17 protein-coding genes are annotated in these 12,469 nt (G+C 60.8%); 8 read left to right on the forward strand and 9 right to left on the reverse strand.

The window, feature by feature from the left end; all coding sequences use genetic code 11:
- The first annotated feature begins 6 nt into the window (after window positions 1-6).
- The 3 genes from QSV46_RS24230 (at window position 7) to QSV46_RS24240 (ending at window position 2,942) form a co-directional block, all read left to right on the forward strand.
- The gene (locus tag QSV46_RS24230; RefSeq protein WP_314957607.1) at window positions 7-1,194 is read left to right on the forward strand and encodes an acetyl-CoA C-acyltransferase; all 1,188 of its coding nucleotides are present in this window, start codon (window positions 7-9) and stop codon (window positions 1,192-1,194) included.
- A 21-nt stretch (window positions 1,195-1,215) separates the two neighbouring features.
- A complete protein-coding gene (locus tag QSV46_RS24235) occupies window positions 1,216-2,226 on the forward strand; it encodes a nitronate monooxygenase family protein (protein WP_314957610.1) in 1,011 nt (336 codons plus the stop codon).
- A gap of 185 nt (window positions 2,227-2,411) precedes the next feature.
- Entirely contained in the window at window positions 2,412-2,942 is a 531-nt protein-coding gene (locus tag QSV46_RS24240; protein WP_314957612.1) for a PadR family transcriptional regulator, read from the forward strand.
- A 23-nt stretch (window positions 2,943-2,965) separates the two neighbouring features.
- On the opposite strand, the gene QSV46_RS24245 is transcribed toward QSV46_RS24240, so the two are convergent.
- The 5 genes from QSV46_RS24245 to QSV46_RS24265 form a co-directional block, all read right to left on the reverse strand.
- Window positions 2,966-3,685, reverse strand: a complete 720-nt coding sequence (locus QSV46_RS24245) for an NAD(P)H-dependent oxidoreductase (RefSeq protein WP_314957614.1) — start codon at window positions 3,683-3,685, stop codon at window positions 2,966-2,968.
- Between the two features lies 1 nt (window position 3,686).
- Window positions 3,687-4,124 (reverse strand): nuclear transport factor 2 family protein, encoded by a 438-nt coding sequence (locus tag QSV46_RS24250; RefSeq protein WP_314957616.1) that lies wholly within the window; start codon window positions 4,122-4,124, stop codon window positions 3,687-3,689.
- Between the two features lie 86 nt (window positions 4,125-4,210).
- Window positions 4,211-5,095, reverse strand: a complete 885-nt coding sequence (locus QSV46_RS24255) for an SDR family oxidoreductase (RefSeq protein WP_314957833.1) — start codon at window positions 5,093-5,095, stop codon at window positions 4,211-4,213.
- A gap of 337 nt (window positions 5,096-5,432) precedes the next feature.
- Window positions 5,433-5,894, reverse strand: a complete 462-nt coding sequence (locus QSV46_RS24260; protein ID WP_314957619.1) for a GFA family protein — start codon at window positions 5,892-5,894, stop codon at window positions 5,433-5,435.
- Between the two features lie 53 nt (window positions 5,895-5,947).
- On the reverse strand, window positions 5,948-7,363 hold the full coding sequence (locus QSV46_RS24265; RefSeq protein ID WP_314957622.1) for a coniferyl aldehyde dehydrogenase: 1,416 nt from the start codon (window positions 7,361-7,363) through the stop codon (window positions 5,948-5,950).
- 97 nt (window positions 7,364-7,460) lie between these two features.
- On the opposite strand from QSV46_RS24265, the gene QSV46_RS24270 reads away from it, so the two are divergent.
- Window positions 7,461-8,072 (forward strand): TetR/AcrR family transcriptional regulator, encoded by a 612-nt coding sequence (locus tag QSV46_RS24270; RefSeq protein ID WP_314957624.1) that lies wholly within the window; start codon window positions 7,461-7,463, stop codon window positions 8,070-8,072.
- A 156-nt stretch (window positions 8,073-8,228) separates the two neighbouring features.
- Here QSV46_RS24270 and QSV46_RS24275 read toward each other — a convergent pair whose 3' ends face one another.
- Window positions 8,229-8,498 carry a hypothetical protein gene (locus tag QSV46_RS24275; protein ID WP_314957626.1) on the reverse strand — a complete coding sequence of 90 codons (270 nt, stop codon included), beginning with the start codon at window positions 8,496-8,498 and terminating at the stop codon, window positions 8,229-8,231.
- Window positions 8,499-8,668: 170 nt separating this feature from the next.
- On the opposite strand from QSV46_RS24275, the gene QSV46_RS24280 reads away from it, so the two are divergent.
- Window positions 8,669-8,884 carry a hypothetical protein gene (locus QSV46_RS24280; RefSeq protein WP_314957627.1) on the forward strand — a complete coding sequence of 72 codons (216 nt, stop codon included), beginning with the start codon at window positions 8,669-8,671 and terminating at the stop codon, window positions 8,882-8,884.
- A gap of 2 nt (window positions 8,885-8,886) precedes the next feature.
- On the opposite strand, the gene QSV46_RS24285 is transcribed toward QSV46_RS24280, so the two are convergent.
- Complete coding sequence (locus QSV46_RS24285; protein ID WP_314957629.1) at window positions 8,887-9,453, reverse strand: DUF1003 domain-containing protein; 567 nt, start codon at window positions 9,451-9,453, stop codon at window positions 8,887-8,889.
- A 216-nt stretch (window positions 9,454-9,669) separates the two neighbouring features.
- On the opposite strand from QSV46_RS24285, the gene QSV46_RS24290 reads away from it, so the two are divergent.
- Together QSV46_RS24290 and QSV46_RS24295 are read left to right on the forward strand one after the other, a co-directional pair.
- Window positions 9,670-9,918 (forward strand): DUF6894 family protein, encoded by a 249-nt coding sequence (locus QSV46_RS24290; RefSeq protein WP_314957631.1) that lies wholly within the window; start codon window positions 9,670-9,672, stop codon window positions 9,916-9,918.
- A 179-nt stretch (window positions 9,919-10,097) separates the two neighbouring features.
- On the forward strand, window positions 10,098-10,280 hold the full coding sequence (locus QSV46_RS24295) for a hypothetical protein (protein ID WP_314957633.1): 183 nt from the start codon (window positions 10,098-10,100) through the stop codon (window positions 10,278-10,280).
- A gap of 111 nt (window positions 10,281-10,391) precedes the next feature.
- On the opposite strand, the gene QSV46_RS24300 is transcribed toward QSV46_RS24295, so the two are convergent.
- Together QSV46_RS24300 and QSV46_RS24305 are read right to left on the reverse strand one after the other, a co-directional pair.
- Window positions 10,392-10,631, reverse strand: a complete 240-nt coding sequence (locus QSV46_RS24300) for a DUF6894 family protein (RefSeq protein WP_314957635.1) — start codon at window positions 10,629-10,631, stop codon at window positions 10,392-10,394.
- Between the two features lie 3 nt (window positions 10,632-10,634).
- Window positions 10,635-11,366, reverse strand: a complete 732-nt coding sequence (locus tag QSV46_RS24305; RefSeq protein ID WP_314957639.1) for a Crp/Fnr family transcriptional regulator — start codon at window positions 11,364-11,366, stop codon at window positions 10,635-10,637.
- 214 nt (window positions 11,367-11,580) lie between these two features.
- On the opposite strand from QSV46_RS24305, the gene QSV46_RS24310 reads away from it, so the two are divergent.
- Window positions 11,581-12,438, forward strand: a complete 858-nt coding sequence (locus QSV46_RS24310; RefSeq protein ID WP_314957642.1) for an SDR family oxidoreductase — start codon at window positions 11,581-11,583, stop codon at window positions 12,436-12,438.
- Window positions 12,439-12,469 lie beyond the last annotated feature (31 nt).

The raw sequence follows: 12,469 nt of genomic DNA on the forward strand, positions 1-12,469 counted from the left end.
GCAAGCATGACGACAGAGGCAGTTATCGTTTCCACGGCCCGCACCGGCGTCGGCAAGGCCTATCGCGGTGCGCTGAACAACACCGAGGGCCCGACCATGGCCGGCCATGTGATGGCTGAAGCGGTGAGGCGCGCGGGCATCGATCCGGGCGAGGTCGAGGACGTGGTTATGGGCTGCGCGATGCAGCAGGGCACCATGGTGATGAACGTGGCGCGCAAGGCGGCGATTCGTGCCGGCCTGCCGGTCACCGTCGCCGGCACCACGATCGATCGGCAGTGCGCATCGGGCCTGCAGGCGATCGCGGTCGCGGCACGCTCGATCATTCTGGATGGCGTCGAGGTCGCAATCGGAGGCGGCATCGAATCGATCAGCCTGGTGCAGAACGAGCACATGAACAGATTCCATGCGGTCGACGACGAGCTGATGGCGATGAAGCCGGAGATGTACATGTCGATGCTCGACACCGCGGAAATCGTCGCCGAGCGTTACAAGATCGGCCGCGACCGGCAGGACGAATACAGCCTGGAATGCCAGCGCCGCATCGGTGCCGCGATGCAGGCCGGACGCTTCAATGACGAGATCGTCCCGATCACGACCAGGATGGCGCTCGTCAACAAGGACACGAAGGAGGTCACCTATCAGCAGGTGACGCTGTCGAAGGATGAAGGTCCGCGCCCCGAGACCACGGCGGAAGGACTGGCGAAGATCAAGCCGGTGTTCGAGGGCAAGACCATCACGGCCGGCAATGCCAGCCAGCTCTCCGACGGCGCATCGGCCTGCGTGATCATGAGCGACAAGATCGCCGCCAAGAAAGGCCTGAAGCCGCTCGGCATCTTCCGCGGCTTCGTCGCCGCCGGTGTGGAGCCGGACGAAATGGGCATCGGCCCGGTCGCGGCGATCCCGCGCCTTCTCAAGCGGCACGACCTGAAGATCGATGACATCGATCTGTGGGAGCTGAATGAAGCCTATGCCGTCCAGGTGATCTACTGCCGCGACAAGCTCGGCATCGATCCGGACAAACTCAACGTCAACGGCGGCTCGATCGCGATCGGCCATCCCTATGGCATGACAGGCAGCCGGCTTGCGGGGCACATCCTGATCGAGGGGCGGCGGCGCAAGGCAAAGTACGGCGTGGTGACCATGTGCATCGGCGGCGGCATGGGCGCGGCGGGCCTGTTCGAAATCGTCAACTGATCGGAAAGCGGAGAAGCGCACGTGAAGACAGCAATCACTGAACTGTTCGGAATCCAGCATCCGATCATCCAGGGCGGCATGCATTATGTCGGCTTTGCCGAGCTTGCCGCCGCGGTATCGAACGCCGGCGGTCTCGGCATCATCACCGGCCTGACCCAGCGGACGCCGGAGCTGCTGGCGAAGGAAATCGCGCGTTGCCGCGACATGACCGACAAGCCGTTCGGTGTCAACCTGACCTTCCTGCCGAGCTTCACCGCGCCGCCCTATCCGGAATATATCGCCGCCATCAGGGAAGGCGGCGTCAAGGCGGTGGAGACCGCCGGCCGCAGCCCGGAAGCGTACATGCCCGCGCTGAAGGCGGCCGGCATCAAGGTAATCCACAAATGCACCTCGGTGCGGCATTCGCTGAAGGCCGAGAGGATCGGGTGCGACGCCGTCAGCGTCGATGGCTTCGAATGCGGCGGCCATCCCGGCGAGGACGACATCCCGAACATGATCCTGCTGCCGCGCGCGGCGGACGAGCTGAAGATTCCATTCGTGGCCTCGGGTGGCATGGCGGACGCGCGCAGCCTCGTCGCCGCGCTGGCGATGGGCGCTGCCGGCATGAACATGGGCACCCGCTTCATCGCAACCAAGGAAGCTCCCGTCCATGCCAACGTAAAGCAGGCCCTGGTCCACGCCACCGAGCTCGAGACCGTGCTGGTGATGCGTGCGCTGCGAAACACCGAGCGCGTGCTGAAGAACAAGGGTGTCGATCAGCTGCTCGAAGTCGAGCGCGAGAAGGGGGCGAGCCTCAAGATCGAGGACATCCACGAGCAGGTGGCCGGCGTCTATCCCAAGGTGATGGTCGACGGCGAGATGGACGCCGGCGCCTGGAGTTGCGGCATGGTGGTCGGGCTGATCCACGATATCCCGACGGTGAAGGAGCTGATCGACCGCATCATGACGGAAGCCGAGCAGATCATCCGGCAGCGGTTGACCGGATTCCTTGACGGCGCTGTCGCGAATGCGACCGCGCGCGCTGTTGCTTGACGAACAACGCTTAAGGGCGAGAGCGGCAGTCGCCCGCCGCTTTCGTCGCCTGCCTTGGTCAACAATCGGCCAGCTATCGATCTGCGCGGTGGTCAATCACTGCAGAGAAGTGCGGTCACTTCGCCATTGAATTCGTCCATCGCTGATGCGACAAGCTCGACAACCATGTTGAGACTCTGTCGTCGATGTCCTTGCCCCACGCATTGTTGACCGCATTGATTGAACGGCCCTGTTCCGGATCCGAACTGGCCGAACGCTTCGACCGTTCCATCGGCCATTTTTGGCAGGCGACTCATCAGCAGATTTACCGGGAGCTTGCCCGTCTCGAAGCCGCCGGCTTCGTTCAAGGCTCTCTCGTCGATGGCGCGCGAGGCGGCAAGAAGGCTTATCTTGTGCTGCCCGCCGGACTCAAGGAACTGCGACGCTGGCTTGCGGAGAGGCAGGCCCCGTCTCCGATTCGCGATGAGTTGATGGTTCGGCTTCGGGCCGAAGCCGTCATCGGTCCCACCCGCATGATCGAAGAGCTGGAGCGACTTGCCGGACAACACCGCGACAAGCTCAAGGTCTATCGTGAAATCGAGGCCAGGGATTTCTCGCGCAAGAAGATGACGCGGGATGAAAAGCTTCGTCGTCTTGTGCTCATGGCCGGAATCGACTTCGAGACCCAGCGTATCGCCGTTTGCGAGCAGGCAATTTCGATCCTGAAAGTATCCTGAGCCTCGATCGGCCGGACTTGCTGCTAACGAGCACGGTCGCGCTTTGGTGTAAGCACATCGCCGAAATTTCCAAGCTCGGGAAACTTGAGCGTGGGTTGGCGGTCGAGGTCACGCAGATGGATCCGCAGATCCTGCAACTGCTCCTGCCTCTCGTGGTCGGTAATATACGGAACATGATAGGCGACAAATGGCTTGTGTACGGTTAGTCCGACGTAGCCCAGCGTCCCCTGAAAGAAATGACGCATCATCCCGGTCTCGAGCTCTCCGTGGAGGGAGTCTGGTCCGAACATATTTCGGCGCCCACCGAGAGCCATTGCCGTAAATGTTCTCCTGCCGCTGAGACCGCCCAAATCGTAGAATCCGCGGTTGCCGCTATGCATCGGGCCGCACAGCAAGACGCGGTCGATCCAGCCTTTGAGAATTGCCGGAACGCTGAACCAGAATATCGGGAAGGTGAAGACGATGAGGTCCGCCGCCAGCACATTTTCCGCTTCGCGGGCGACATCGGAAGCCAGCGTTGCGTTCGTGTAGCCGTGGCGTTGTTCGAGCGTGTATACGAGGTAATCGGGTCGGCTTCGTGAAATGAAATCATTTCCAGAGAGAACAGGGTTGAAATCGTCGCGGTAAAGATCGCAAATAGTGATAACCGCACTTGCGGCCTTCAGTTCGTCGATGACGACATCGCGCATCGCGCTCACAAAAGAGTTCGGCTCAGGGTGAGCATGGACCAAATGAACGCGCATCTCATTTCACCTCGCTTTCAGCAGGGAGTGCGCCGGAGATGCGCTTTGCCATTTCCGTTGCAAGCGCCTGCGCGCCGCTGAGCGGCCGCATCATGACTTCAAGCTCGACGATCTTGCCGGCGCCGTCAAAACGAATGAAATCGACTCCCTTGGCCATCTTGCCGCCAACCTTGGCGCTGAATTCGAGAACGACATTCCTGCCATCGGCGGTGGCGGCCTGACGATGGTAGCTGAATTCCTCGAAGATCTGAACCGCGTTGCTCATGGTGAGAACCAGAGGTTCGATGCCATGGTAGGGATTGATTGCGGTCGGCATGTGGAAGACGACTTCCGGATGCGTGATCGAGGGGAGGTCGCCAAGATCTTTGCCTGCGATCATGGCGTGCCACTTCTCCAGAGATGCTGCGGCGGCCGGATGAAGGTTTGGGAGTTCAGTCATGGTGATTTCCTCGCCTTGGAATTCCAGGTCGCGTGCTCAGGGGGATGCGGCCAGCCGTGTTCGCTGCTTGATGGCGCGCTCGGCGTTCAACTCGACCGATCGCCACGCTTCGCCTTGTCCTTCTCGTTCTGAGCCATGATGGCTCCGCGCGCTGCGGCCCAATCCGAATCCGTCCAGTCGCGCACGTCGTAGAAGTTACCGCCCATCGCCAGCGCCTGGGCACCGTCCATCACGATGGTCTCGCCGTTGATCCAGTCGCAGCCGCCGGAGATCAGAAACGTCGCGAGATTTTGCAGCTCGCTCATTTCCCCAAGGCGGCCCATCGGATTCGCAGCGACGGTTCTCGCACCGGCCTCGTCGCCGGGCTTGATACGCTTGCTCATGCCTTCGGTCGGGATTTCTCCTGGCGCGATGGTGTTGAGGCGGATGCCGTACCGACCCCATTCCGTCGCCAACGACATGGTCATGGCGTGAATGGCGGATTTGCTCATGGTCGACGGCACCACGTACGGACCGCCATTGCGTACCCACGTCACGGTAATGGAGACGACGTTGCCGCGATGTCCGTTGGCGATCCAACGTTTGCCGACGGCGTGGGTCACGTAGAACGTGCCGTGCATCACGATGTTGGCGATGGCATCGAACCCGCGCGGGGAGACATCCTGCGTGCGGGAAATGAAATTGCCGGCCGCGTTGTTGATGAGATCGGTGAGGGGACGGTCCTTGAATGCGGATTCGACCATGGCCTCGACGGCCGCGGCGTCGCGGATGTCCACGCTGTGGGCGGTCACTTTGCCGCCATGAAGTGTCATCAACTCGGCGGCGGTCTCCTCGCAAACGCCTTGGCGGCGTCCGCAAATGTGAATGTCTGCGCCGAGGCTGAGAAATTTCGCTGCCATGGCCTTGCCAAGCCCGGTGCCACCGCCGGTCACCAGGATATTGCGCCCTGTGAGAAGCCCGTCTCTGAACATGATGCAGTCCTCGCCGATTTGCGGTTTGACGTGAGAACTGGGTTTCGGCGCGGCGAAGCCGGATTCGAGAGGCGCGATAATTCGGGATAGCCAAAAACCCGTAGCGATTTTACGCAACCAGTTGCAAAATAAGATAGCGCAGGAATTTGCCATTTGCAACAAGTTGCAAAATAAATATGGGCTGACTGAACGGGGCTCGCTACGGAAGCGTCAGCCCTACGTCAGGGTCCGCACCAATACGCCTTTACGTCCTGCGACGCCGTCGCGAGCTTGAAGGACGAGTCTCCTCGCTATCGATATCTTCGGTTTACGCTTTGCCGGAAGGTCGACTCGCCATTCACAGGCCGCTCATGATCAGTTTCCCGACCGCCAACAAGCTCGGGAAATACCCGCTGTATCTGGGTAAGCTGCCGGGCATGTCCAGCACACGACGGTGATGGAATATATCCATCCGAACCGGCGGCAGCCGGGCCTCGGGCTCGAAAGTGCTGACCGGGATGAACATCACCTTGAACGGCCAAACGCCCGCAACCTCCACAACGGGCTTGCCGCAAGTCCGGCAGGCCCCGCGATTGAAGTTCGGCGGCGGTCGGTATTTCCGAAATACGATGTTGCCGGCGTCCTTCAGCACGACTTGCTTGGCGCGAACGGCGACCACATCCGCGAACGGTTTGCCGTTGAACGCCTGACAGATCAGACAGTGGCACCGGAACCTGGCTTTCGGCGACGTATGCAGCTCGAACGAGCAAGCGCCGCAGTCGCAGGAGCCGCGCAGTGGCAACAATGTCTCGGCGGTCATAGGCTGATACTCCTCGGGTTGCATTGGGAAGCGGAATTCAGATCACCGAAGCATCATGTTGAGGATGGCATCGATCGGCTGTCTGAACGGGCGTGGAGCAGGCTGGCGAGATTCCAACGCCCCTGCTCATAGATCCCCTTGGCATGACTGAAGGTACGGAAGCCCTCGACGCCATGGTAAGCGCCCATGCCGCTGGGACCGACGCCGCCGAAAGGCAAGTCATCCTGGGCGATATGCATGATCGTCCCGTTGATGGTGACGTTGCCTGAGATTGTTCGGCTCAGCACGCTGCGTCGGTCGTCATCGTCGGCACCGAAATAGTACAGCGCGAGCGGGCGGGGCCGGGCGTTCACATAGGCAATCGCATCGACGATGTCGCGGTAGGGAAAGATCGGCAGCACCGGGCCGAAGATCTCCTCTTGAGCGACGCGCATCGTGTCTGTGACGCCAAGTACCACGGCTGGCGCAAGGGTATTGGGACGTCGGAATGCATCGCCGGGCCGGTTGCCGACCTCGATGATCCGCGCTCCCTTGGCACTGGCGTCCTCGATCAGGCCCTGAAGGCGGGCGTGGTGCCGCTCGTTGATGATGGACGTATAATGTTCGCTCGTTGGCCCGTCCGCATAGAAGGACGCCACTTTCCGGTCATACGCTGCCACGAACGAGTCGACGTCGCTTTCGTGGACGAGTGCGTAATCGGGAGCGATGCAGGTCTGGCCCGCGTTGAGCAGCTTGCCGAAAGCGATGGAGGCCGCCGCTTGGTCGAGGCCATAGCCCTTGGCAACGATGCTTGGTGACTTACCCCCGAGTTCAAGGGTAACCGGAACGAGATTGTCGCTGGCTGCTTTCATCACGGCGCGCCCCACCGAAGTACTGCCGGTAAAGACCAGGTGGTCGAACGGCAAGGCTGAGAACGCCGCCCCTGCTGCCGCATCACCGGTCACCATCGCGAACTGATCCTCGGGGAAAACTTCGCCGAGCATCCGCGCGAGGAGTGAATTGGTGACGGGCGTGAACTCTGAGGGCTTCAGCATGACCCGGTTTCCGGCGGCCATCGCCGTGACAACCGGCATCAGTGACAGATTGACCGGGTAGTTCCACGGCGACATGACGCCGACGACGCCAAGCGGCTGGTATTCGATGCGGGCGCTGCCCATCCGCATGTGCAACGCGACGTGGCGGCGGGTCGGCGCCATGAATTTGCGAAGATTGCGGATCAGATATTTGATACCTTCGGCGACGCCGCCAACCTCCATGATTGCCGTCTCATACTTCGAGCGATGCCCGAAATCGGCGTTGATGGCATCCTCGATCGCTTTGCGGTGCCCGATGATCGTGGCCCTGAACTTCGCCAGATCAGCGCGTCGCTGTGCCAGCGAAGGCGCTCCGTCGCGCAGGAAGGCAGCACGCTGGCGGGCGAGAAGATGGCCAAGCCGATCAGCCTCGACGACTTTTGCAGTGGCGTTCATGGTTCACTCCGATGTAGACAGGAGAAACTTGCGCCCCTGACATAGGCGCGTAAGTAGTCACTGTCAACAATGTATACATAAGAAACTTTGAGGTACCATGCAGGACGCACCCAACCGGCCCTATCATCACGGTGATCTCCGTCGGGCGGTGATCGAGACGGCATTGGATATGCTTCGGGAGGAGAAGGGCTGGCAGTTCACGCTGCGGGAAGTCGCTCGCCGGGCTGGCGTAAGCCACGGCGCACCCTACAAACACTTCCCCGACAAAGCCGCGCTGCTTGCAGAACTTGCCATGATTGGCTTCGACCGGCTGCGGGAGCAGCTATCGGCCGCAAAGCCCAAGGCGCCCAAATCTCTGCGCGACGAAATTACGGCAATAGCTCGTGCGTACGTCGCGTTCGGAACGGACAACCCGGCTCTCTACCGCCTGATGTATAGCGCAGAGGAGGGGAAAGCGGTGGGACTACATCTCAATGAGCGGGCGCTGGCGGTATTCGAGGTTCTCCTGGAAATCCTCCGGCGCGGCCAAGCCGCGGGGAGCATTCGCAAGCGGCCGATAGAAGGTCAGGCCGCAGCCGGATGGGGGCTCATCCACGGCATGACCATGCTTGCGATCGATGGCCTCTTGGTGTCCGAGAAGGTCGGATCGGCCCCGTTGGATGCGGCCTTGAGCAACCTGGTGGAAGGGTTGGGGAATGGCACGCGTTGAGGCGTCACCTCCCGCTCAGGTCCGCAGCCGGCAAGTTCGCCGCTGCCGAGTCGCGCGGTGTATCTATTCGTTGGATGCTGTCAGACGGCAAACATCATGTATCGCCGACCGTCGTTGCTGCGTTGCCAGCTAAGATCGCCAGAAAGAACTTGCCCATCACCTCTTGCCGTCCTCACCATCCTCCTGAATAGGTTGGGGCGGCATGTGACCTGGCGGTGTCTTTGCAGATTGGGCGCGCTCCTTGTCTTTCGGCTGTTCCTCGCCGCGTCCGGCTCGCGTGATGCCCTGATCGGGTGGTGAAGTCGTCGTTTGGTCTGCTCGCTGGTTTCTCTGGTGGGCGCCTTCCGCGGCAAGGCGGCCATCGCCCAGGATTTCTCCAACGAGCTCTTTCGTGATTCCGGCGATGCCGTCTGTCGACTTGCTCATGTGGGCTCATCCTTCTGATTTTGCGATCTTCGCAACTGAACGATGGCAACGGACAGATATAGCGGCCGTTCCTCGCAGCAGCTCGAGCAGCCGGCGCCGCTTTCGGCCGGGTGCGAATCCGGAACTTGCCGTTTCGTGCATAATCGGCCGGACGATAGGGGGAGTGCACCATGTTCGATGCCCAAACGGCCGCCTTGTTGCGGACGATCCTCGACGAGGTTTGCGGAGCCATCTCCGGCAACGAAGCCGCTACCAGAGCCCATGCTACCAGAGCCCATGTGGCCTCGAAGCTCTTCGAATCCGCCAACCGCGGCGAAGCCTCGGTCGAAAGCCTGAAGGCCGTCGCCCGAAAGGCACTCTCGGATGCCCCGACAATGTGGCGGTAGTATCAGGGCGCCATCGAAGTTGCTGCGCCGCTTCCACGTCTGCTCGTTTCCTCGATCTTGTCCAACACGCGCTCTGGAGCGATGCTGCGCGCCGCCTCGTCGAGATCTGCCTGCGACTTGGGTTCGATTTGAAGGTGGTGGGCGATTTGATTGAGCACGTCCGCGACCTTTGTGAGTTCGTGCTCGGCCAACAGGCTGATCTGTAGATCGAGATCTGCTCTCTTGTCGGCCTCGCGCGCCATTCGATTCTGAGAAATCAGCACGAACGTCGACAGGAAGATCGCTTCGACGGACGCGACCATGGCAAGCACCACGAAACTTGGATCCCATGCCGTCAACCCGGGAATCCACCGGAGGTTGGCCACGATCCAGAACCCGAATGCCGCCAGGTGCAGATAGACGAACGTCATGCTTCCCGCAAAGGCGGTGATGGCATCGGCGAGCCTCTGCTCGGCCGTTGCCTGTTCCTGCTGGCGCCGGCGCCGCTCGACAAGCGCCTGAATATTCCGCTCCAGAACAGGGCTCATTCCTTCGGGCGGCGGCGTTCTGTAGGTCAGGTCGTCTCGCATGGGGCGCCAACGAAAGCGCTGATAAGAGGTTCCTGTGAACTCGACCGGGCGCCTTGAGCCGGCCTGCCAATGGAGGACGTGGGGTCGGCTGTCGAGCGTCGTCGCTCCTCAGAATTGGCGCTGGTACCTTCAGGGCGTCCGATATTCGCACCGGACATAGGAACGAATGCCCCGGCATCGCTTATGCTCACCGGATGAGCGAGGAGATGCCCGGTGATGCCGCGCTTCTATTTCGATCTGCGCGACGGCGACGACCTCGCCATCGATGAAGAAGGACTGGAATTGCCCAACGTTGGTGCCGTGCAAGCGGAGGCCGCGATATCCCTGGCCGACATGGCCCGCGACGCCGTGCATGGCGCTCCTCTGCTTGGGGGCGGGCGTCGCATGGCGATCGAAGTCCGGGACGAGGCCGGGCCGGTGATGCAGGTCAGGTTTTCCTTCGACGTCGAAACCCGGACTCACTAGTCAGCTGCAAGCATTTGGATAGACCGACCTGTGTCGATCGTCCGTAGCTTAACCTTTGTGAATAAGCTCTTCAGGCCATCGCCGCAGAGTCTCGATAGCTGACGCATTAACCTATGTAGGTGCCGTCCAGAATATCGGGTTGTAGCTTTGCGGTGGTAGTAAGCATGAGAACAACTGCGATGAAACGACGACGCTTCAAGCAGACGACCTCTCTCCAAGAGCGAATCGCTGAATTTTCCGAGAAGGTTCGTAAACAGGCAGATGCGGCGACCGATGAGAAAGAGAAGGAAGAGCTCCTCAGGAGACTCCGCTTCGCCGATACGGCGGCGAACTTCGAACGGCAGCTGACCATCGAGGCCTGATCGCCTTCTCGCTCTCTGGTCCAGGGAAAGGTGCCCCCGGCGCACCCATGTCGTTGTGCCCTGCGCGCGCCATCGTTGATGTTCGTTCGGCAGCGACCTGGCCTCCGTTTTTCACCGGTGGCTTCGACCAAACTCTTTCCGGCCGAGCGTTACGGTGATTTCAAATAATGGCCCGTCCTCGCTTCTTACGGTCACAGTCACCTGCGATCCTCTTGAAGTGAACACGTCCCTGGCTACCGAGGTCACCGTGACGATGGCCTCCTTCCTCGCTGCCTCGAGGCTGGCATATTCGGTTCCCTCGCCATCAGAAACGGCAAGAAAGTCATCCTGAATGTCGAAATAATAGCGCATGGTTCAGAGCGAGGGATCGAGATGAAGGTAGAGCGCGTCGAAATCGGCTATCTCTCTCAATCCGGCTTCGTCCAGTATGGAAATGCGCCCCCTGTCAAAGTCGAGCAGCCCCCTGCTGCGCAAGTCCTGGACCACGCGGTTCATATGGACCACGCTCGTCCCCACCGCATCGGCAAATAGTGCTTGAGTTGCCGGAAAGCTGAAGGACAGGCCGTCCGTGCGTCCGATCGCTTTCAGTCTGGTGTAGAGTTCGAGCACGAGGTGCGCCACGCGGCTCGTTGCATCCCGCTGGCCGACGTTGCAGATCCACTCGCGAAATACCGAAGCGTCAGTGAGGGTATCGCGCCAAAGCGCCTGCGCAACACTCGGCCGGCGCTTGATGAGCTCGCGGAGCGGGGCATGGGGGATAAAGCCCAGGACGGAATTGCCGAGCGCGCTGACATCGTGGTCCATCACGTGAAGAAACAGGCTCTGGAGATCGGGGATGTCGCCTGGCTGATGAAATGCGAGCACCTGACGATGCCCGGTCCCGACGATCTTCGACCGCAGAACAAAGCCGTCGATTACCAGGCAACATGCCGACGGCCGGTCCCCGAAGGATACGATCGGTTCGCCGCCGGCCAACTGTTTGACCGATATCGGAAGACTTTTAATCGCACGTTCGTCCTCCTCGTCGATCTCGGTGCTGACCCTTAACCTTGTTAAAAAAGACCCGGTAATATCCGCTTTGGTCATCTCTCGCTCCCGAACGCGAAAACAAGATCTCGGGAAAAAAGTTCCAGCGCACTTGCCGCGAGCAACCGCCTCACTGCCGGCAATTGGCTGATAGGCGGGGCTCCTTCCTGTTGCGGCAGCCGCGACGGACCAGCGTTCCTGCAGATTCGACGTCAGAGTGAAGGAACGTCTCCCGGACCGTTTCTGTTAGCGGACTGAATAGTCGGAGACTGACATGCCCAACTACCCCGAGCCGCCATACCCGCCGCAAAAGCAATCGATGCCGGGTTCGACCAAAGCGATGAACCCTCGGCCCGACCATGGTGAGACGACGTACAAGGGCGCCGGCCGTCTCGCCGGCAAGAAGGCCATCATCACGGGCGGGGACAGCGGTATCGGGCGGGCGGTTGCGATTGCCTATGCGCGCGAGGGGGCGGATGTCGTCATCGCCTACCTGAACGAGCACGAGGACGCCGCTGAGGTCAAAGCTCTGGTCGAGCGGGAGGGGCGCAAGGCCGTTCTGATCCCGGGCGACATTCGCAACGCCGAACATTGCCGCAGCATCATTCGCCGGACTGTAGAGGAGCTTGGCGGGCTCGATATCCTGGTCAACAATGCCGCGCATCAGGCCACCTTCAAAGACATCGGCGACATCAGCGACGAAGAATGGCAACGGACCTTCGAAACGAACATCCACGCCATGTTCTATTTGACCAAGGCGGCCGTGGCTTGCATGAAACCGGGAAGCGCCATCATCAACACGGCTTCGGTCAATTCCGACATGCCGAACCCTACCTTGCTTGCCTATGCCACGACCAAGGGCGCGATCCAGAACTTCACTGGGGGACTGGCCCAGATGTTGGCGGAGAAAGGCATTCGCGCCAATGCGGTTGCGCCGGGTCCGATCTGGACTCCTCTCATTCCATCCACGATGCCGGAGGAGACGGTCAAGAATTTCGGTCAACAAGTGCCAATGAAACGCGCCGGTCAGCCGGCCGAGCTCGCAACCGCATACGTCATGCTGGCCGACCCTCTTTCAAGCTACACCTCAGGCACGACGATCGCCGTGACCGGCGGGAAGCCGTTCATCTGAGGTCCTGCATCTGAGGCGCTGCATCGAGAGA

This window comes from Bradyrhizobium cosmicum (genome assembly GCF_032290525.1).
In the GTDB taxonomy this organism is placed as follows: Bacteria; Pseudomonadota; Alphaproteobacteria; order Rhizobiales; family Xanthobacteraceae; genus Bradyrhizobium; species Bradyrhizobium cosmicum_A.